This is a genomic window from Streptomyces sp. NPDC047880 (assembly GCF_040706515.1).
Classification (GTDB): domain Bacteria; phylum Actinomycetota; class Actinomycetes; order Streptomycetales; family Streptomycetaceae; genus Streptomyces.
In genome coordinates this window covers 40,414-59,979 of sequence record NZ_JBEZOK010000015.1, presented here as the reverse complement: position 1 = coordinate 59,979, position 19,566 = coordinate 40,414, and the positions used below count along the sequence as shown (strand labels likewise).

Genomic DNA, 19,566 nt, shown 5'->3' with positions numbered 1-19,566 from the left:
GCAGCACCGATACCGAGGTCTTTAGGAGCGAACCGAATGAGCAGTACAGCGCAGATCGGCGTCACGGGTCTCGCGGTCATGGGCCGCAACCTCGCCCGCAACTTCGCCCGCAACGGCTACACGGTCGCGGTGCACAACCGGACGCCTGCGCGCATGCACGCCCTGGTGGACGAGTTCGGCGGCGAGGGGGAGTTCGTCGCGTGCGAGAGCGCGAAGGACTTCGTCGCGGCGCTGGAGCGGCCGCGGCGTCTGGTCGTGATGGTCAAGGCCGGTGAGCCCACCGACGCGGTGATCCAGGAGTTCGCGCCGCTGCTGGAGCCCGGCGACATGATCATCGACGGTGGCAACGCGCACTTCGCGGACACCCGGCGCCGGGAGCGCGACCTGCGCGAGCAGGGCATCCACTTCGTCGGCATGGGCGTCTCCGGTGGCGAGGAGGGCGCGCTGAACGGGCCGAGCATCATGCCGGGCGGCCCGAGGGAGTCCTACGACTCGCTCGGCCCGATGCTGGAGAAGATCTCGGCCAAGGCCGCAGACGGCTCGCCGTGCGTCTCCCACGTCGGCCCGGACGGTGCCGGGCACTTCGTGAAGATGGTGCACAACGGCATCGAGTACGCGGACATGCAGCTCATCGGCGAGGCGTACCAGCTGCTGCGGGATGTCGCCGGGTACTCCCCCGCCGAGATCGCGGAGATCTTCCGGACCTGGAACCGGGGCCGTCTCGACTCCTACCTGATCGAGATCACGGCCGAGGTGCTGTCGCACGTGGACGCGGAGACGGGCAAGCCGTTCGTGGACGTGGTGGTCGACCAGGCGGAGCAGAAGGGCACCGGCCGCTGGACCGTGCAGATCGCGCTGGACCTGGGCGTGCCGGTGTCCGGTATCGCCGAGGCGGTCTTCGCGCGCTCCCTGTCGGGCCACGCCGCGCTGCGGGACGCCTCGCGCGGGCTGGCCGGGCCGAAGGCGCAGCCGCTGAGCGAGGCGGAGGCCCGGGCCTTCGCGGACCGGGTGGAGCAGGCGCTGTACGCGTCGAAGATCGTGTCGTACACGCAGGGCTTCCACGAGATCGACGCGGCGCGCGGCGAGTACGGCTGGGACATCGACCTCGGTGCGGTGTCGGCGCTGTGGCGGGGCGGCTGCATCATCCGTGCGGCGTTCCTGGACCGGATCCGGGCCGCGTACGACGCCCGGCCGGACCTGCCGAGCCTGTTGTCGGACTCGACGTTCGCGCAGGAGATCGCGGATGCCCAGGACGACTGGCGCGAGGTACTGGTCGCCGCGACCCGCCAGGGTGTGCCGACGCCCGGTTTCGCCGCGGCCCTCGCCTACTACGACGCCCTGCGCGCGGAGCGTCTGCCGGCGGCGCTGACGCAGGGGCAGCGGGACTACTTCGGTGCGCACACGTACCGGAGGGTGGACCGTGACGGCTCGTTCCACACCCTGTGGGGCGGGGACCGGTCGGAGATCTCCGCGTAGGCGGTGCCGCCGACGCAGCGGTGCGGGGCGGTGGACGGCAGGAGATGCCGTCCACCGCCCCGCTGGTGTTTCGGGGTCAGGACAGGGGCGGCCCGGGCTCCGGGCTCGGTACCGGTTCCGGTCCCGGGGGGATCGGAGACGGGTCGGGTCCCGGCACGGGGCCGGGGCCCGGGGGCGCCGGCGGGGTGGGCGCGGGCGGCGGCGGGGTCGGCTCCGGGCCCGGCGGGGGCTGCGGGTTCGGCACCGGGTCGGGGTGCGGATCCGGGTGCTGGGGATCCGGGCCGGGCGTGGGCGCCGGCGGCACGGGGTCGGGAATCGGGTTCGTCATCAGGTCCTCCAGCCAGTAGGACGACTCCGGCTCTGGACTCCTCCCCGCCTACCCGGCCACCCCTGTCCGCAGTCACTCCCCTGCAGGACGGGGAGAGGACCAGGTGGGGTAGCGAGGGCGGGCGGGGTCGTGCTTCGGGGGGGGCCGGGGTCGTGGGTCGGAGAGGGACGGGCCAGGGTCGTGCGGCAGGGCCGAGCGCCGGAGAGGGACGGGCCCGGGGCGCGTGACCGCGGGAGGGACCCGGCCGGGGCGCGCGGTCGCGACAGGGACCCGCCCGGGGCGCGCGTGTCGCGACAGGGACGGGCCCGTACCGTCCGCCGCCCGGACCGTGCGGTCGGGAGAAGCCGACCCGGGTCAGAAGCGCCCGGGGTGGGCCCTCAGCCACTCCTTCGCCGCCACGAGCAGGTCCTGATCGGCCGGCGCGGCCTCGTCGGGGTGGCGTTCGACCCACTTGGTGACGTACGGGCAGAGCGAGGCGACCGCGCTGTGCTCGCGGCCGGCGAGGGCGAACAGCTCGCGCGCGAGCGAACCGGTGATGCCCTTGCCCTCGTGGGCCGGCTCGACGACCGTGTGGACGGGCACCAGCGCACGCCGGGGGCTTTCGAGCACGAAGTACTCGATGCGGCCGACGACTTCACCGCCGGACACGGCCTCCAGCCGGCCTGCCGCCCGGTCGTCGCGGATCTCCGGGTCGCTCATGGACACGCTCCTCCTGCGCTGCGGATGCGTCCGTCAGGCCTCGACGGCCTGCGGACTGCGCTGCTGGTCCGAGCCCGGAACCGGCTCGGAAGGGTCGGCACCCAGGGCCACGATCCGGTTGTCGTGGTCGACGTGCACGACCCGGGGGACGAGTGCCCGCGCCTCGGCGTCCGTCACCTGGGCGTAGCTGATGATGATCACGAGATCGCCGGGGTGGACGAGATGGGCCGCGGCCCCGTTGATCCCGATCACGCCGGATCCGCGCTCACCCTCGATGACGTACGTCTCCAGGCGGGCGCCGTTGGTGATGTCCACGATGTGCACGAGCTCGCCGGGCAGCAGATCGGCGGCGTCGAGCAGGTCGGCGTCGATGGTCACGGATCCCACGTAGTGCAGGTCGGCCTGGGTGACGGTGGCTCGGTGGATCTTGGACTTGAACATGGTGCGCAGCATGTTGAACTCCTGGAAGACGGCTCCCTGCTAGCTTCTGCAGGTCAGGGGCGCCCGTAGTGTACATCGGCATGCCTTCGCCTCGAAGACTTCGTAGAACATCGTGCGCCGCGGCGAGCAGGCTTCTCACCTGCGCGATCTGCGCGAAGCAGGCTGCCGCGAAGCCGTCAACCGGGAGCATGTACGGACGACTGCCCCGGTCCAATGCCGATTGGATGCTGACTGACCTGATGAATCGTCAGGTCAGCGAGAGGCCCAGAACAAGTTGCGAACTGGGGTCAGCGGCGGTGAGTTAGAGGACCAGGGCCGACCAGCGCGCTCCTCCCCCGTGAGACCGAGCGCTTCCGCGTCATTTCCCGTCTTCACCATGCCCAAGGAGCATGACAAAGTCCCGGATGACGACGGTTGCGGGCGCCCGTTCGGCCAGGATTTCGCCGTTTTCTCGGCTCATCATCTTTCGTGCAGACGCCCAGAGCGTCAAACGAGCGTCACGGCCGAGTCCGTCCCGCTCAGGGCTGAGCAGACTGCGGCAACCAGCTCACCCGGGGATCCGCCCCGGCTCGCTCCGGACGCCGGCTCGCACATCATGACCCTCGCAACGTCTCCGGCGGCTCGGGCGCGGACGCCGAGGCCCTCGTGCTGTGCCGGGCAGGGCCCGGAAGACCGCCGCATAGTCGATCTGCGGTTTCCCTCATGTCCTGCCCCGTTTGCTTGGGTACCGAGCAGCACTGCGCCTGCCGTTCCACGATAGGAGCGCGAACGCGAAGGGGTTAGGTGCCGCGGCCGACTGGCCCAGTGCGTTCCGCCGTGGCTTCAACCCCTCGCCGGCCCTACACGCCCGGCGGGTTCGGGTATGGCATCCGCCCACACGTCAGCCGCGGTGCCTGGCGTCATCCAGGTCGTGGAGGGGCGCCGAGAGCGACCGGCTTGTCGCACGGCAGTCCGTCAGGCGGGCCACATCAGATCCCGCGGCGCTCTGCTCCCGCGCAGGCCGTCATGACAGGGGCAACCTGGTTCCGAAGGGCGATCGGCAGAGACAGTTGCCATTTGACAACTATAGCCCTGTGCAAGAAGGTAGGGGCGCGCAGGCACGGCGAAGCACCCGGGATGCTCCGCCGTGCGGTGCCGCTCCGTTCGCTGATCGCACCGGCACCGCACGGCGGAGTGCGGGTGAGATCGCGGCGGTCCGCTCAGGCGGTCCGGCTCTCTGAGTCCGGGGCGCCGTTGTGTATCTGCGCCGCCGCAGCGTCGCAAAACGCTTCGAGCCCCTGCAGCAACGCCGTCCGCCGGGCAGCGGGCATGTGGTCGAGCACCGCCTGCAGCGCTTCCTGCCTGCGTGCGCGTAGATCGGTGAGGAACGCATGGCCCCGGCGGCTGAGACACAGGCGCACCTCGCGCCTGTCGGTCGGGCTCACCGCACGCTCGACGAAGCCGGCCGCACGCAGCCGGTCACACAGCCGGCTGGTCGATGGTGGTGTGGAGGCGAGACCGTCGGCGAGGGTGCGCAGGTTGACGCCGCCGTGGTGCTCAAGGATGAGCAGCGCGCGCAATTGGGAGGCGGACACAGGCTCCGTCGAGGCCCGGCCCCACAGGACTTCCAGCAGCTCCGCGGCCGTGGAGGTCATGCGCGCGACCTCGTCCGGCTCGGATCGGGGGCGGAAGGAAGTCACCGTCACACTCTCGCAGGCGCTGGGATGACGGTCAGCGTACAGGGCGTGCGGACTGGCTAGAGATGAATTGGACCACGGGCTCCGATCGGCTTCGTCACGTGCGCGAGGACTGCCGGCGCCCGGCGACAGATTGGCGTATGCACCATTGTGAACGGATTCGTGATCGCTGAGCGGGCCCTGCGCACGGCCGCGCCCCATCAGCTGCTCGACGCGGTCCGTCGCGTGCTCGCGGAGCAGTACGCGGCGGACTCCGTCGAGCTCTTCATGGCCGACTACGGTCTGACCGTGCTCCAGCCGGTGTCCGTGCTGCCCCACACCCGGGAGCCGGTGTCGGTGCACAACAGCCCGGCCGGCCGCGCCTTCGGCGCCCAGGAGCCGTTCATCGAGGGCTTCTCGGAGGGTCTGGTGCGTGTGCACCTCCCCGTCACCGTAAGGGGAGACCGTCTCGGTGTCCTGTCGGTGACCCTGCCCGGCGGGGAGCACGCACGCGGCCACCTGAGGGAGATGGCGGAGATCGCCGACGTGCTGGCGCACGAGGTGGTCGTGGCCGAACGTGACACGGACCTCTACCTGCAGGCGCGGCGCAAGGACCGCCTGACCTTGGCCGCCGAGATGCAGTGGCAGCTGCTTCCGGGCCGTTCCTGTGCGAGCCCGGAGTATGAGCTGGGGGCGCAACTGGAGCCCGCGTATGCGATCTTCGGTGACAACTTCGACTGGTCGGCAACCGCCGACCGGCTGATGCTGTACGTCTCCAACGGCATGGGTGAAGGCATGGAAGCCTCCCTGCTGACGAACCTGGCCGTCAACGCACTGCGTAACGCCCGTCGGGCCGGCATCCCCCTCGCCGATCAGGCCGCCCTCGCCGACCAGGCGGTCTACGCTCACTACCGGGGTCACTGCTACCTGTCCGTGCTCATGTTCGACTTCGATCTCACCAGTGGACGGGCCCAGGTCGTGGACGCCGGCTCGCCGCAGCTGCTGCGCCTGCGCAACGGCAGGATCGAGCGCGTCACTTTCGAGGCCCAGCTGCCGCTGGGCATGTTCGAGGAGACCGACTACGTGGCGCAGGAGTTCGACGTCGAACCCGGTGACCGTCTCGTCTTCGTCAGTGACGGGGTCTACGCGGTCGCCTCTCCGGGTGGAGAGGCGTACGGGGGCGCCGCCCTGGCCCGAGCGATCATGTCCACCCGGCTGCTTCCCGCCGCTGAGGTCCCCCGGGCCGTCCTCCGTGAGCTGACGGGCCACCGTGGCGAGGCCGTGCCGAACGACGACGCTCTGGTGGTCTGCCTGGACTGGCGCGGGCGGCCGTGACGGCCGTCACGCGAGTCACCTCCTGGGTTTCGGCGATCACGCGTTGTTTGCGCCATGCCTCAGCGCTAATGTTTGTCGTACGGCAACTATTGGCTGATCGCCTGCCGCCCGCGGCCACACGGCCCTACGTGCAAGGGAAGAAGATGCAGGTGTCTGAACAGGGAGCGGCCTCCGGACCGGCGGCGGGACAGGTGGGCGCGTTCCTGGAGAGGCGCCAGGAGCAGATAGCTCAGCGATGGGCCGACGCGGCGCTGTTCCGGAGCGTGTTCACGGTCTCCCGGGACGAGGCGGTGGAGGCGGCGAAGGCCGTGGTCGACGCCCTGGCCGCGGTGGCCGCTTCCGGCCGGTTGGAGGACATCAGCGCGCCTGGCTTCGGGACGGTACGTGAGCAGCTCGCACGGATGGCGGCGTCCCGGAGCCGCAGAGGAGCCACCCCGGCTCAGGTCGCCGATGAAATCGCCGACCTGCGCGAGCCGGCGATCAGCCTGCTGCGCGGCGATCTCCCGGATCCGACCGACGCGCACTCCCAGGAATGCCTGCTGGCCCTGACGATGCTGATGGGCACCCTGCGCCTGGTGGTGATGGAGACAGCCCTCAGCACCGGCGAGGCACTCATCGACCGGCAGCGTCAGCAGCTGCTGGAAGTGGCGACCCCGGTGATCAAGCTGTGGGACGGCATCGTGGCCGTGCCGCTGATCGGGACCCTGGACAGTGCGCGCAGCCAGGTCGTCATGGAGAGCCTGCTGGACGCGATCGTCGCCGAGCGCGCCCGCTACGCGATCCTCGACATCACCGGCGTACCCACGGTCGACTCGCTGGTCGCCCAGCACCTGATGAAGACCGTGGCGGCGGCGCGGCTGATGGGCGCCGAGTGCATCGTGTCGGGCATCCGGCCCGCGATCGCCCAGACCATCGTCCACCTGGGCATCGACCTGGGGGCCGTTCTCACCCGCACCACGCTGGCCGACGCTCTGGCACACGCCCTGAGTCGGCAGGGCATCCAGGTCTCACCTCGCACGTCCGCCGGTACGAGCCTGTGATGGACGGCCCTCGCCCGGGCCTCGCGACCCCGGTCCCAGTCCTGGTGCTCGGGGACATCCTGCTGGTCACCTTGCCGGGCGAACTGCACGACGGGACGGCCGAGCAACTCCTTCAGGACGTGACCCGTCGCATCGCGCACAGCGCGACAACCGGCGTGGTGATCGACATCTCCGCCGTGGACATCGTGGACTCGTTCCTCGGCCGGGTCCTCGCGGAGATCGCCTCCAGCGCCCGGCTGCTGGCCGCGCGCACCGTGCTGGCCGGGATGCAGCCCGCCGTGGCCATCACACTCGTCGAGCTGGGGCTTCTCCTCCCGGAGCTGCATACCGCGCTGGACGTCGACCGCGCGAGGGAGCTGCTGATGCGGCCCGCACCGACCGTCCCGTCCGTGGAGAGCGGACCGTGACGCAGGCCTCCCGGCACGTCACCGCCAAGCGTCTGCCCATCGGCTCGGACGCGGACCTGGCGTGGGTACGGCAGCAGGTGCGGCAGGCGGCGGTCGAACACGGATTCGGGCTGGTGCAACTGACCAAGCTGGTCACAGCGGCCAGTGAACTGGCCCGCAACGCCCTCGTGCACGGCGGAGGCGGGCATGTCGAGATCACACCACTGGATCACGGGCAGCTCCGAGGAATACGGTTGTCCTTCATGGACACAGGCCCGGGCATCCGCGACCTGGAGCAGGCGATGACCGACGGCTATACCTCCGGCGGCGGCCTGGGCATGGGGCTGAGCGGGGCCCGACGGCTGGTGCAGGAGTTCGATGTCGACAGCCGGCCCGGCCAGGGCACCACCGTCACTGTCGTCGTCTGGGCCTCCGGCGTGCCTTCACCACGACCGGGGCCCGATGGAGCCGGTGTGTGACCGCCTGGTCCACGACTGGGCCCAGATCCGAGGTGTCCACGCGGCGGCCGGGCCAGCCCTCACCCGTGCCGGGCTCGACCCCCACCGCACTGCGGTCACAGCTCTCGTGGACACCGAGCCGGCGACCAACCTCCCCAAGCGCGCCGCCGGCGGCGGACGCATGGTGATCAACCTCGTCGAGCGGGTGCCCGCCGGGCACGAACGCCCACCGGCCCGCCACTGGACGACAGGCGCGGCACTCCGAACTCACTCCCCTCCTTCTAGGGTTCTACGGGGCGGAAGGGATCAGCCGATCAGCCTTTCACCCCACAGATCCCGAACGCGGTGACCACGGCGATATCGTGGAGGCCACCTGGGGAGAGGGTGGATTCCGTGAACGCATCTGAACCGGTCCCGTCCGTGGAAGGCCGACTTCGCGCCGCTGCGCCTCACGAACTGGTCGCCACCGCCCGCCGCCTCCTGACCGACCGGGTCGGGGCCGAGGAGGTGACCTTGTTCCTGGCCGACTACGGGCTGAGCGTTCTGCAGCCGGTCACCCACCTGCCGCATACCGGCGACCCTGTCCCCGCGTACGACGGGCCCGCCGGACGTGCCTTCATCAGCCAGGCTCCGGTCGTCGAAGTCAGCAACGACCTGACGTCGGCCAACCTCGTTCATCTGCCCATCACCGTCCGCGGCGACCGGCTCGGAATCCTGTCCGTCCGCCTGCCCAGCAGCGCGACCGACCCCGCCACAGTCCTCAGTCTCACCGACTTCGCCACCGCCCTGGGCCATGAGGTCACCACCGCCGGCCGCGACACCGACCTGTATCTGCAGGCCCGCCGCACCCGACGCCTCACCCTCGCTGCCGAGATGCAGTGGCAGCTCCTGCCCGGCCGGAGCTGCGCCCGCCAGGAGTACGTCATCGGCGCCCACCTGGAACCCGCCTACTCCATCGGCGGCGACAACTTCGACTGGTCGACCAGCGCCGACTGCCTCACCCTCACTGTCACCGACGGCATGGGCCAGGGTGTCGATGCCTCCCTGCTCACGAGTCTCGCCGTCGGGGCCCTGCGCAACGCCCGCCGTGCCGGGATAGGACTCGCAGACCAAGCCTGCCTTGCCGACCAGGCCCTCTTCGCCCAGTACGGCGGCAAGATGTACGCCTCGACCCTGCTCTTGAAGTTCGACCTGGGATCCGGCGTCGTACATGCCGTCGACGCCGGATCCCCCCAGCTCTACCGTCAGCGCGACGACGCGATCGAGCAGATCGAACTGCAAGCGCAGTTCCCGCTGGGCATGTTCGAGGAGACCCCCTACGAGGAGCAGTCGTTCCAGGTCGAACCAGGTGACCGGCTGATCGCGGTCAGCACCGGCGTGCACGGCGCACGCGACGCCGACGGCGGGACCTTCGGGGATCGGGCTCTGCGTCAAACGCTGAGCGCCACACGGCTGGAGCCTCCGCATGAGGCGGCGCGTGCCATGGTCTCCGGTCTGACCGAGCACTTCGGCAGCAAGGAACTCGCAGCCGACGCCGCGGTCGTCTGCCTCGATTGGAAAGGCCGCGGAGCCTAGAGGGCGCGGCACACGCAGTGAGGCGTGGACCTCCGTCACCGGCGGTCCCGAACCTCCGGCCGTGACAGCTGGGAAGCCTGGGCTCTGCGCAAAGCCTTCAGCCCACGGCTCAGAGCGACCCTCTCGGCCGGTTCCATCTCCTCCAATGCGAACGCCAGAGCCTGCACTCGTCGCCCGGTCACATCGCTGAGCACTTGTCGTCCGGGCGCGGTCAGGCGCAGTTGAACCTCGCGGCGCTTGTGCGGGTGGCAAGTGCGTTCCAGCATCCCGGCCGCCTCAAGGCGGTCACACAGTCGACTGGCCGTGGGGAGCCCGATGTCCAGCCGCTCCGCCAGCGCCGTGAGGTTCAAGCCCGGCGTCACCTCCAGGGCACGCAGCGCCCTCAACTGGTGGGGGGACAGCCTCAGCGCCGCGTCCTGCCCAGCGACGGACCACAGATCCGCCAGTTTCTCCACAGCGTCGGCGATCTCCAGTGCGACGGCCTCAGGGCCATCGCCCGGTCCCGTCGCCTGGTCTTCGCCGGGGCCGTCGAGATACGTCACGAACGAGTCACCTTCAGTAAACCCGTGGCGGTACAAATGCCATGCTCATTCAAACGCAGTACCCGAAGAGCAGGCGAGCAAGCCACCGCTGTTGTGTGCGACTGCGATGGCGCCCGCTCGCGCCTGCCCTGGGATGCCCTCACTGAGACCGCGGCATGCGTTCGATCGCCACCATGGCGGCGTCGTCGCCCAAATGGCCGCCGACGTGACGCATCAGGTCCTTGCACAGGTGGGCCAGGAGAGCCTCGGGGTTCTTGCCGGGCTTGCCGGCCACCCGTTGCGCAAGTGGATAGAAGGTGCCGTTCCCGTCGCGGGCCTCGATCACACCGTCCGTATAGAGAAGGACGACGTCGCCGTGGTCGAAGGTGAACGCTTCCGGGGAGAATTCGGCTTCTACGGATTCGGCGAGACCCAGCGGCAGTGCCGGGTGGCGTACCTCGAGCAGACTGACGTTTCCGTCGCGCACCAGCAGGGGCGGAGGGTGCCCACAGCTGATCAGGTGAAGGAGCGGTTCGTCGTCCGGGACGTCCAGTACCGCGGCGGTGATGAAAGCCTCGCCGCGCTCCTCGGTCCGGTCTTCGGGGGCGGCGGGGTCGTCCAGGTCCGAGGAGACGGTTCCCCCCAGGAAGGCGACCAGCGCCGACAAGTCGGCCTGCCTGTGTGCCGCGCCCCGGAACGCGCCGAGAAGGAGGGCGGCATCCCCGACCGCTTCCAGCCCCTTGCCCCTGACGTCGCCGATGACGATCCGGGTTCCCTGCATCGTTCGGGCGGCGGCATACAGGTCACCGCCGATCTGAGCCTCGGTTTCGGCGGCCAGGTAGACCGAGGCGATGCGCAATGGACCGATCCGCTCGGGAAGCGGCTTGAGCACCACTTCTTGTGCGGCCGTCGCCACCGAGCGCAGCTGGGTCAGTTCCCTTTCATGGCGTTCTCGCCGGGCGGCGAACGAGGTCACCAACGCCGACATCAGGATCAGCGTAATGAGCTGGAAGGTGTGGTTCACATCGACGAGGCTGGTACGCACGGCCGCGATCACTGCCTGAGCCAGGACGGCGAGCGCGCCGACGCATGCGGTCGTCCGAGGTCCGGCGAACGACGCCGTGATCGCGGGCGGGGCTACCAGGAAGGGCCCGAGATGGACGCTGGGCGGAGCCATGATGTCGGCCACCGTGATGATCGCGATCAGGGCGATCGGTACGGCCAGCAGCGCATGAGGAGGCTCCCGCGACAGCCTGCGGTCGGAACGGTGTTGAGGAGCCATACATCCTGAATATCGCGAATCCCGCCCCGGCGCCCGCGCCGGGGGCAGGAGCTGCCCCGGGCCATGGCACTTGCCCCATGATCGCTCTCACGGCCGGCAGTGAGACACGACCGCGGACGCCGAACCGGCGGCTCTGGTCTCGCCGGAACCGCGTCACTGTTCGCTGGCCCACCGGCACACCCTGTCGGAGACCTCTGTCACGCAAGCTCTGCCCAAAGGGCTTGAGGTCGATCCGAGTCGGGTGAACGCCGCTGAGACCAGGGCCGGCGGCGCCCGGGGCGGAGCCGACCGCGTTCGTTGCCGAGGAGCCGTGTTTCAGCCGTCCGACCTCTTGCCCTTCCTCTGGTGGTGCTTGTCCTTCTCCCCGTCGTGCTCCCTCTCGCCTCCCCTGGTCTTCCGGCTCCCGCTTGCTTGCCGACGGGGTCGCTGTCGATGGCGAGGCGGAAGGCGTGGCGTTGGCGGGGGCGGGCGCGACCGTCGTCGGGGTGATCTTCAATGTGGTTGGTCTCGTAGGCGCGGGACTGCCGGTGCCGGAATTCAGCGAGGCGCCGATGGCGGCGGCCCCTGTGAACAGCGCGACGGCTGTCTGTGGTCATGCGGAGAGGGTGATGGGGGGTGATCTGAGCTCTAGGAGGCGCTGGTACGGGTCTTCGCGGGCGCCGTCGCGGAGCATGGCGAAGCACCACCCAAGCCCCAACGGCCTTGACAAGGCCATGAAGACACCCCCGGAGGGACTCAGTGACAGTCGGCGTCACGAGGGGAAGGCGTCTGTCTCTGCCGTCGGGGCAAGCAGTTCCGCCCAGATGATCTTGCCCTCCGTGGTGTGGCGGGTGCCCCAGCGCGCGGCGAACTGTGCCACCAGGAAGAGGCCGCGGCCTCCTTCCTCGACGACCTTCGCCCGTCGCATGTGGGGCGAGGTACTGCTGCCGTCCGAGACCGCGCAGATGAGACGGTTCTCCGTCCGGATCAGCCGCAGGGAGACGGGGCCGCGCCCATGACGGATCGCGTTGGTGACCAGTTCGCTGACGATCAGCTCAGCCGAGAAGGTCAGATCCTCAAGCCGCCATTGAGCAAGGCGCTCGCCGGTCAGCGCGCGGGCCCTTCTGGCTGCTTCCGGCGCGAAGGCCAGCCTCCAGGACGCGACGCTGTCGACGGGCAGCGGGCGAGGCCGGGCGACCAGGAAGGCGACATCGTCCGGAGGGTGATCGGGCAGCAGGATGCGCTCCAGTGTGCTGGTGATCTCTTCCAGGGGGCGGTCCGGATGGGCGAGCGTGAAGCTCAGTCGCGCCAGTCCGATGTCCGGATCGGTTGAGGAGGCGGTGATGAGGCCGTCGGTGTACAGAGCCAGGACGCAGTCGTCCGGAATGTCGAGCTCCACTGATTCGAAGGGCAGGCCGCCCACGCCGAGCGGGGGGCCGGTCGGGATATCGCAGAACTCCACCGGCTTGTTCCTGTGTGCGAGGGCAGGCGGTGGGTGCCCGGCGCTGGCGAACGTCACACGTCGCGTGACCGAGTCGTAGACGCCGTACAGACAGGTGGCGCCGACCACGCCCTCGGCGCCGTAGGGATGTGCCGTCTCGGCCTCTTCGGCCAGGCGTTGAACCAGGTCGTCGAGGTGTGCCAGCAGTTCGTCGGGCGGCAGGTCAAGGTCGGCGAGCGTGTGCACGGCTGTGCGTAGCCGGCCCATCGTGGCAGCGGCTCGTAGGCCGTGTCCGACGACGTCGCCGACTACCAGCCCCACCCGGCCGCAGGCCAGGGGCAGCACATCGAACCAGTCACCGCCCACTCCCGCCTCCGTGTCGGCGGGCAGATAGCGGTAGGCGGCTTCCACGGCCGCGTAGGCGGGTGGTTCGTGCGGCAGCAGGCTGCGCTGGAGCATGAGGGCGGAGTGCCGCTCCCTGGTGAAGCGGCGTGCGTTGTCGATGCAGACCGCGGCCCGGGCCGCGAGTTCTTCGACGATGAGCAGGTCATCCGGGGTGAAGGGCTCAGGACTACGCCATCGCATCAGCGTTGCCACCCCCATGGTGACGTCCCGCGCGCGGAGCGGAACCACCATGTGGGAGTGAATACCCAGTTCCCGCATGCGCGAGCTGCGTACATCGTCTTCCACCAACCAGGGGCTTGACGTCGCCAGCACGGCGTCCAGGACGGGTTCCCCGCTTGCCAGACACCGCCACTGCGGAGACCCCTGCGTGTATCCGACCGCGCCGCCGGGAGGGACGATGACTTCGGGCAGGTCCTCGCGGACGGACCGGTGGAAGACCCGGCGCATGTCGCCTGTCCGAGCGACTGACCGAGCGTCTGGCTCCCGACCGTCCAGTACCGCACCAAGCAAGTCGACAGCGATGAAGTCGGCGATCTCGGGCACGACGATTGCGGCGAACTCCTGAGCGGTGCGGCCGAGGTCCAGGGTGCTGCCGATCCGGGCGGCGGCCTTGTTCAGCAGTGTCAGCCTGTGCCGGGCCCGGTACATGTCGGTGACGTCAACCGATTCCTCACAGACTCCCAGGGTTCGGCCGGCTGCGTCCTGCAGTCGGTAGTAGGTCAGTGACCGCACGTGTTCGCGGTCCGGGTCCGCGAGTGTACGTCCCCGGTAGGGCAGGTCGACGACGGACTGCCCGGTGAGGAGCACTTCGCGCATCAGCTGCGTCACCGAGGACGGGCCGCCGGCGGAAAGCACCTGGCTCCCGGGGTGCAGATCGCCTTCGCTGAGCCCCAGATACTGCGTGAACTCCCCCGGCAGCTCCTTGCGCGCCGCGGCATTGGCCCACGCCACCCGCAGGTCGGGGCCGTAGATCGTCAGCGCGATCGGGGATTCGGCTGCGAGACCGTGGAGCACGGCCTGCCGCAGCTGCCACTCCGCATGTTCCTCGGCGTCCGCCAGCAGCAGGAGGTAGGCGGTGCCGGCTGCCTCCGGGAGCCGGCACAGCGACGTCGCCGCCCGAAGCGGGCAGCCGGACCGGTGACGGAGAACCATGTGCCCAGGCGATCCGTGGTCCGGTTGGGAGCCGAGCCAGTCTGCGCTCGTCACCCCGGCCTGCACCGACAGCGCGCTGATCGGTTGGCCAAGCACCTCTTTGGCCTGATAGCCGAGCAGCTGTTCGGCCTGCGGGCTCCAACCGATCACCCACGTCCGGTCGTCCAGCATGACGACGGCTGCCCGCGTGACACTCAGCGGGTCGCCCCGATCGTCCGCCCCGGGGGCCGGTGTCAAAGCGGTCACCACATGTCCGTCCTCACTGTCACCACGCCGACGGCGCGATCAGCGCGCTCCCTTCCAAGGATCTGCTTGTAGGAGCGGACGTACAACGGCTGGCGCCGTAGAGGGCACCACTGTCCGTGCAGCGACTCGCCTGCTCAGCAGTCCGCTGCCGCGCTGAAGTGCGTACCGTTGGCCCCGTCCGCTCTCTCCCCCGTAGGGCTTGGCCGGGGCTGTCTTCTTTTCTGGCCGCAACGAACGAGGTCGGTGCGCGGCAACGGCCACCGGTAACCGATGACGCCGATGGCGACAACGGACGGCCGCAGTGATGAACACCCGGCGCCGGCAGGGGCACCAGCTCCCAGCTGATCGCACTCAGTCGGCGCCCGGAGGTGAAGGCGACGGCGGTGCGCTCGCCGGGCGGGGTGCGGAAGAGCCGCGCCGCGCACACCCGAGGGGACCCGGCCGGACCGGCACGTACAAAGGTCCGGCCGGGAACCGACAGGAGGGCTCGGGGTCGTCGGCGGAGGGGAGTTGTGCCATGGGGTGTCTCCCGGGAGGCACGCGGGTGTTTCGTGAGGAGCGGAGTCTGGGAGACCCCGGCACGCGGGGAGGCGGTCCGGGGCTCTCCTTCGACGGTATGCCCGGTGTGGTGCCGTCCGGCCCCGTCCTGACGGGACGCTGACGGCGGTGCCGAGGACTTTGACGGATCACTGACGCTGCTGGCGGGAGGGCACCGGAGACGGCGTCGGCGGCCCCTGAGAGCACCCAGTGGCTTTCGGATGCCGCGCGGCACAGGCAGGATCGAAGCGGGTCCGGCTCAATCGTCGAGGAGGGCTCCTGGGCTGCCCCCGGTGTGGAGCGGTACGGACGCTGTCGCGGGTCCGCCCGCCCTCGACAGCTCACGCCGTCAGGGAGAGGTGAGCTGCCCACGGAGGCAGTCACGCCGCAGTGCCCCCGCTCGTTCCGCTGGGCCCGGCGCTGCGGCGAGGGCTCCGGCCCGTGTGGTCGTCGCTGCTCCACTGGGCACCGACCGGCGGGGCGCAGCCCCGCGCCACTCGACCGCTCCGGCGGAACCCCCCTGCCTGTCACCGTTCCTCGAGACCCCGCTGCACGGAGCCCGAGGCTCTCAGGACCCGGCCGCGGCCGGAACCGCCGGCTGATCCAGCCGCTCGGAGGCCATCGGGACGCTGAGCACCATGGTGAGGCCGCCGCCGGGGGTGTCCTCGGCGTGCACGGTGCCGCGGACGGCCTCGGTGAAGCCGCGTGCGACCGCGAGGCCGAGTCCGACGCCCACGCCGCGAGGTGAGTCGCCGTAGCGCTGGAACGGTTCGAAGATGCGTTCTTTGGCCTCGTCGGGAACCCCGGGGCCGCGGTCGACCACCCTCACTTCGACCCGGTCGCCGAGGACGCTGGCGGAGACCAGCACCTTCTCCCCCGGTGGGCTGTGTTTGACAGCGTTCTCGACGACGTTGGCGACGGCCCTCTCCAGGAGTCCCCGGTCGACGTGGACCATGGGCAGCGTCTCGGGGATGTCCAGCTCGACGCTGTCCTCGGGGACCCCGCCCAGCGCCATGGGGACGACCTCGTCCAGGTCGGTCTCGCGGAGAACGGGCGTGACCGTGCCGGTCTGCAGGCGGGACATGTCGAGCAGGTTGCCCACCAGTTGGTCGAGCCGGTCGGCGCCCTCCTCGATCGCCTCCAGCAACTCCGCCTCGTCCCCCTCGGACCACTCGACATCGTCGGAGCGCAGCGACGTCACGGCCGCCTTGATCCCGGCGAGCGGGGTGCGCAGGTCGTGACTGACGGCGGCGAGCAGCGCGGTCCGGATGCGGTTGCCCTCGGCCAGTTCCTCCGCCCGGTCCGCCTCGCCCTTGAGGCGCTGACGGTCCACGACGACGGCGGCCTGGGTGGCGAACGCGGCCAGGACCCGCCGGTCGGCGGCCGGCAGCACCCGGCCGCGCAGGGACAGGGCCATGTGGTCGCCGACGGCGACGTCGACGTCCGCGTCGTCCGGGGTCACGGCGGGCCGGGGTCCCACGCTGCCGGCGCAGGTCCAGGGGGCTTTGTCGCCGGTCCGCTCCAGCAGCGCCACCGACTCCATGCCGAAGGTCTCGCGGACTCGTTCCAGCAACTCCTCCAGCCCGGTCTCGCCGCGCAGCACGTTCCCCGCGAGGAAGGACAAAATCTCCGACTCGGCCCGCAGCCGGGCGGCCTGGTGGGTGCGGCGGGCCGCGAGGTCCACCACCGAGGCCACCGCCACGGCAACCCCGACGAAGACCACGATGGCGACGATGTTCTGCGGGTCGGCGATCGTGAGTGTGTGCACCGGTGGTGTGAAGAACCAGTTCAGCAGCAGCGATCCGACCACGGCAGAGGCCAGCGCCGGCAGGAGTCCGCCCAGCAGCGCCGCCGCCACGGTCAGGCTCAGGAACAGCAGCATGTCGTTGGCGAGGCCGACGTCCGGCACGGCGCTGTTCAGGAGCCAGGTGAGAAGGCCAGGGCCGAGCACGCCGGCCAGCCAGCCGCTGATCACGCGGGTGCGTCCGAGGCGTGCTCCGCGCACCACCGGCAGTCCGCGGCCCTTGCCGGCCTCGGCGTGCGTGATGAGGTGGACGTCGAGGTCGGGGCCGGACTCGCGGGCGACCGTGGCGCCGACGCCCGGCCCGAAGACGTACTGCCAGCTTCTTCGCCGGGACACGCCGAGGACGATCTGAGTGGCGTTCACGCCCCGGGCGAAGTCGAGCAAGGCTGCGGGGATGTCGTCGCCGACGACGTGGTGGAAGGTGCCGCCGAGGTCCTCGACCAGGGTGCGCTGGAGCGCCAGCTCCTTCGGGGACGCGGCGGTGAGGCCGTCGCTGCGGGAGATGTAGACGGCCATGACTTCCCCGCCTGCGCCCTTCTCCGCCAGTCGGGCGGCCCGCCGGATCAGGGTGCGGCCCTCCGGGCCGCCGGTGAGGCCGACGACGATCCGCTCCCGCGAACCCCAGATGGCGGAGACATGGTGCTCGCTGCGGTACTCGGTCAGGTAGGCGTCGACCCGGTCGGCCACCCACAACAGCGCCAGTTCGCGCAGGGCGGTGAGGTTGCCGGGCCTGAAGTAGTTGGACAGGGCCGCGTCGACCTTGTCCGGCTTGTAGATGTTGCCGTGCGCCATACGGCGGCGCAGCGCCTGCGGGGACATGTCGACCAGTTCGATCTGGTCGGCCCGCCGTACGACCTCGTCGGGGACGGTCTCGCGCTGACGTACCCCGGTGATCGACTCGACGACGTCGCCGAGGGACTCCAGGTGCTGGATGTTGACGGTGGATATGACGTCGATGCCCGCGGCGAGGAGTTCCTCCACGTCCTGCCAGCGCTTGGTGTTGCGGGAGCCCGGCACGTTGGTGTGGGCGAGCTCGTCGACGAGGGCGACCCTGGGGGCGCGGCGCAGGACGGCGTCCACGTCCATCTCGGTGAAGGTCCCGCCCCGGTACTCGAGCTCCCTGCGCGGGACCTGTTCGAGGCCGTGGAGCATCACCTCGGTGCGCGGCCGGTGGTGGTGCTCCACGAAGGCGACCACGCAGTCGGTGCCCCGCTCGGCGCGACGGTGCGCCTCCGACAGCATCGCGTAGGTCTTGCCGACGCCGGGTGCCGCGCCGAGGTAGATCCGGAGCGTGCCGCGTGCCATGTCGTCCCTCGGTTCAGCCTTCGAAGCGGTAGCCCATGCCGGGCTCGGTGATCAGGTAGCGGGGGTGGGCGGGGTCCTTCTCCAGTTTGCGCCGCAGCTGGGCCATGTAGACCCGCAGGTAGTTGGTCTTGCTGCTCTGCGAGACGCCCCAGACCTCGTTCAGCAGGTGCTTCCGTGTGATCAGCCTGCCCGGGCTGGTCACCAGGATCTCCAGCAGGTGCCACTCGGTGGGCGTCAGCCGCACGTCCTTCCCGTCGCGAACCGCCCTCTTGGCCGCCAGGTCGAGAGTGAAGTCCTCGGTCTCGACGAGTGTCGCCGCCGGGCCGGCGGGGCTGTCCTCGGTACGGCGGACCGCGGCCCGCAGGCGGGCCAGCAGCTCGTTCATGCTGAACGGCTTGGTGACGTAGTCGTCGGCACCGGCGTCCAGCGCTGCCACTTTCTCGTCCGACCCCTGGCGGGCGGACAGGACCAGGATCGGCACCCGGCTCCAGCCGCGCAGGCCCTTGATGACCGCGACGCCGTCCATGTCGGGCAGACCGAGGTCGAGCAGCACCACGTCGGGCTGCCGTGCGGCGGCGAGCCGCAGGGCCGTGGCCCCGTCCGGAGCCGCGTCCACGCCGTAGCGACGTGCCTGCAAGTTCAGGACGAGGGCGCGCACCAGCTGCGGGTCGTCCTCGACCACGAGCACCCGGGTCATGGGAGTCTGCCTCTCCTGTCGTACGTCGTGCCGTGCACGCCCGGAAGCGTGGCGCCCGACGTCGCGGCTGCGGGATCCGGCGGGTCCGGGATGTTCCCGGCCCCGCCGGCTCCCGAGGGAATCACGTAATGCCATCAGCTCTTCGCCAGGAGTTCCTTGAGGGCGATGTTGAGTTCCAGGACGTTCACGCGCGGCTCGCCCATGAAGCCGAGCGTGCGGCCCTCGGTGTGCTCGTCGACGAGTTTCTGCACCTCGGTGGCGGACAGGCCGTTCTTCTCGGCGACCCGGTGGACCTGGAGGTCCGCGTACTGCGGGGAGATGTCCGGGTCCAGGCCGGAACCGGATGAGGTGACCGCGTCAGCGGGGACGTCGGACGGCTTGACAGGGTGTCCGGGTACCGAGTTGTCCTTGACGACTGCGGCCTTGGCGTCCTTCACCCACTGGATGAGCTCTTCGTTGTCGCCGGAGCGGTTGGTCGCGCCGGACAGGAGGAGCTTGTACTGGGTGTTGACGCTGTTGGTGCCGAGGCCGTTCTGCGGGCGGCCCTGGAACCACTTCAGGTCCGGTGCCGGGGTCTCCTCGCCCTCCTTCAGCGGCAGGTTGTACGCCTGCCCGATCAGGGAGGAGCCGACGACCTTGCCGTTCGCCTTGATCTCGGAACCGTTCGCCTTGTCGTTGAACAGCCCCTGCGCGATGCCGGTGACGACCAGCGGGTAGAGGACACCGGTCACCAGGGTCAGCACGAGGAGGGCGCGCAGGCCCGCCCCGATCAGCCGGGCGGTGTTCGATACGGAGTTGTTCATG

The 19,566-nt window shown here is 70.2% G+C and carries 15 protein-coding genes; 6 read left to right on the top strand and 9 right to left on the bottom strand.

Features of this window, described 5'->3' with window-relative positions:
* The first annotated feature begins 36 nt into the window (after positions 1-36).
* On the top strand, positions 37-1,476 hold the full coding sequence (gndA, locus tag AB0937_RS22510) for an NADP-dependent phosphogluconate dehydrogenase (RefSeq protein WP_366713976.1): 1,440 nt from the start codon (positions 37-39) through the stop codon (positions 1,474-1,476).
* Positions 1,477-2,158: 682 nt separating this feature from the next.
* Here gndA and AB0937_RS22505 read toward each other — a convergent pair.
* The 3 genes from AB0937_RS22505 to AB0937_RS22495 form a co-directional block, all read right to left on the bottom strand.
* Positions 2,159-2,503, bottom strand: coding sequence for an N-acetyltransferase (locus tag AB0937_RS22505; protein ID WP_366713975.1), 345 nt, complete (start codon positions 2,501-2,503; stop codon positions 2,159-2,161).
* A gap of 33 nt (positions 2,504-2,536) precedes the next feature.
* Positions 2,537-2,956, bottom strand: coding sequence for an aspartate 1-decarboxylase (panD, locus tag AB0937_RS22500; protein WP_366713974.1), 420 nt, complete (start codon positions 2,954-2,956; stop codon positions 2,537-2,539).
* A 1,187-nt stretch (positions 2,957-4,143) separates the two neighbouring features.
* On the bottom strand, positions 4,144-4,578 hold the full coding sequence (locus tag AB0937_RS22495; protein ID WP_366713973.1) for a MarR family transcriptional regulator: 435 nt from the start codon (positions 4,576-4,578) through the stop codon (positions 4,144-4,146).
* A 192-nt stretch (positions 4,579-4,770) separates the two neighbouring features.
* Between AB0937_RS22495 and AB0937_RS22490 the strand changes: the two genes are divergently transcribed.
* The 5 genes from AB0937_RS22490 to AB0937_RS22470 all read left to right on the top strand — a co-directional run bounded on the left by AB0937_RS22490 (position 4,771) and on the right by AB0937_RS22470 (position 9,393).
* Entirely contained in the window at positions 4,771-5,934 is a 1,164-nt protein-coding gene (locus AB0937_RS22490) for a PP2C family protein-serine/threonine phosphatase (protein ID WP_366713972.1), read from the top strand.
* A 143-nt stretch (positions 5,935-6,077) separates the two neighbouring features.
* Entirely contained in the window at positions 6,078-6,974 is an 897-nt protein-coding gene (locus AB0937_RS22485; RefSeq protein ID WP_366713971.1) for an STAS domain-containing protein, read from the top strand.
* Entirely contained in the window at positions 6,974-7,381 is a 408-nt protein-coding gene (locus AB0937_RS22480; RefSeq protein ID WP_366713970.1) for an STAS domain-containing protein, read from the top strand. The genes AB0937_RS22485 and AB0937_RS22480 overlap by 1 nt, the downstream gene beginning before the upstream one ends.
* Positions 7,378-7,839, top strand: coding sequence for an ATP-binding protein (locus AB0937_RS22475; RefSeq protein ID WP_366713969.1), 462 nt, complete (start codon positions 7,378-7,380; stop codon positions 7,837-7,839). Before AB0937_RS22480 ends, AB0937_RS22475 begins: the two co-directional genes overlap by 4 nt.
* 363 nt (positions 7,840-8,202) lie before the next feature.
* Complete coding sequence (locus AB0937_RS22470; RefSeq protein WP_366713968.1) at positions 8,203-9,393, top strand: PP2C family protein-serine/threonine phosphatase; 1,191 nt, start codon at positions 8,203-8,205, stop codon at positions 9,391-9,393.
* A gap of 35 nt (positions 9,394-9,428) precedes the next feature.
* On the opposite strand, the gene AB0937_RS22465 is transcribed toward AB0937_RS22470, so the two are convergent.
* From AB0937_RS22465 to AB0937_RS22440, 6 genes are all read right to left on the bottom strand, one after another.
* Entirely contained in the window at positions 9,429-9,935 is a 507-nt protein-coding gene (locus AB0937_RS22465; RefSeq protein WP_366713967.1) for a MarR family transcriptional regulator, read from the bottom strand.
* 139 nt (positions 9,936-10,074) lie between these two features.
* Positions 10,075-11,196 (bottom strand): PP2C family protein-serine/threonine phosphatase, encoded by a 1,122-nt coding sequence (locus AB0937_RS22460; RefSeq protein WP_366713966.1) that lies wholly within the window; start codon positions 11,194-11,196, stop codon positions 10,075-10,077.
* Positions 11,197-11,947: 751 nt separating this feature from the next.
* A complete protein-coding gene (locus AB0937_RS22455) occupies positions 11,948-14,419 on the bottom strand; it encodes a SpoIIE family protein phosphatase (RefSeq protein ID WP_366713965.1) in 2,472 nt (823 codons plus the stop codon).
* A gap of 1,105 nt (positions 14,420-15,524) precedes the next feature.
* Entirely contained in the window at positions 15,525-18,065 is a 2,541-nt protein-coding gene (locus tag AB0937_RS22450; RefSeq protein WP_366713964.1) for a DUF4118 domain-containing protein, read from the bottom strand.
* A 13-nt stretch (positions 18,066-18,078) separates the two neighbouring features.
* On the bottom strand, positions 18,079-18,762 hold the full coding sequence (locus AB0937_RS22445) for a response regulator transcription factor (RefSeq protein WP_366713963.1): 684 nt from the start codon (positions 18,760-18,762) through the stop codon (positions 18,079-18,081).
* 134 nt (positions 18,763-18,896) lie between these two features.
* The gene (locus AB0937_RS22440) at positions 18,897-19,565 is read right to left on the bottom strand and encodes a potassium-transporting ATPase subunit C (RefSeq protein WP_366713962.1); all 669 of its coding nucleotides are present in this window, start codon (positions 19,563-19,565) and stop codon (positions 18,897-18,899) included.
* Position 19,566: the final 1 nt, after the last annotated feature.

Excerpts from the sequence above, each read along its gene's own strand:
- AB0937_RS22480 (WP_366713970.1), top strand. The coding sequence starts at position 6,974 with ATGGACGGCCCTCGCCCGGGCCTCGCGACCCCGGTCCCAGTCCTGGTG.
- AB0937_RS22505 (WP_366713975.1), bottom strand. The coding sequence starts at position 2,503 with ATGAGCGACCCGGAGATCCGCGACGACCGGGCGGCAGGCCGGCTGGAG.
- AB0937_RS22460 (WP_366713966.1), bottom strand. The coding sequence starts at position 11,196 with ATGGCTCCTCAACACCGTTCCGACCGCAGGCTGTCGCGGGAGCCTCCT.
- panD (WP_366713974.1), bottom strand. The coding sequence starts at position 2,956 with ATGCTGCGCACCATGTTCAAGTCCAAGATCCACCGAGCCACCGTCACC.
- gndA (WP_366713976.1), top strand. The coding sequence starts at position 37 with ATGAGCAGTACAGCGCAGATCGGCGTCACGGGTCTCGCGGTCATGGGC.
- AB0937_RS22440 (WP_366713962.1), bottom strand. The coding sequence starts at position 19,565 with ATGAACAACTCCGTATCGAACACCGCCCGGCTGATCGGGGCGGGCCTG.
- AB0937_RS22495 (WP_366713973.1), bottom strand. The coding sequence starts at position 4,578 with ATGACCTCCACGGCCGCGGAGCTGCTGGAAGTCCTGTGGGGCCGGGCC.
- AB0937_RS22450 (WP_366713964.1), bottom strand. The coding sequence starts at position 18,065 with ATGGCACGCGGCACGCTCCGGATCTACCTCGGCGCGGCACCCGGCGTC.
- AB0937_RS22485 (WP_366713971.1), top strand. The coding sequence starts at position 6,078 with ATGCAGGTGTCTGAACAGGGAGCGGCCTCCGGACCGGCGGCGGGACAG.
- AB0937_RS22445 (WP_366713963.1), bottom strand. The coding sequence starts at position 18,762 with ATGACCCGGGTGCTCGTGGTCGAGGACGACCCGCAGCTGGTGCGCGCC.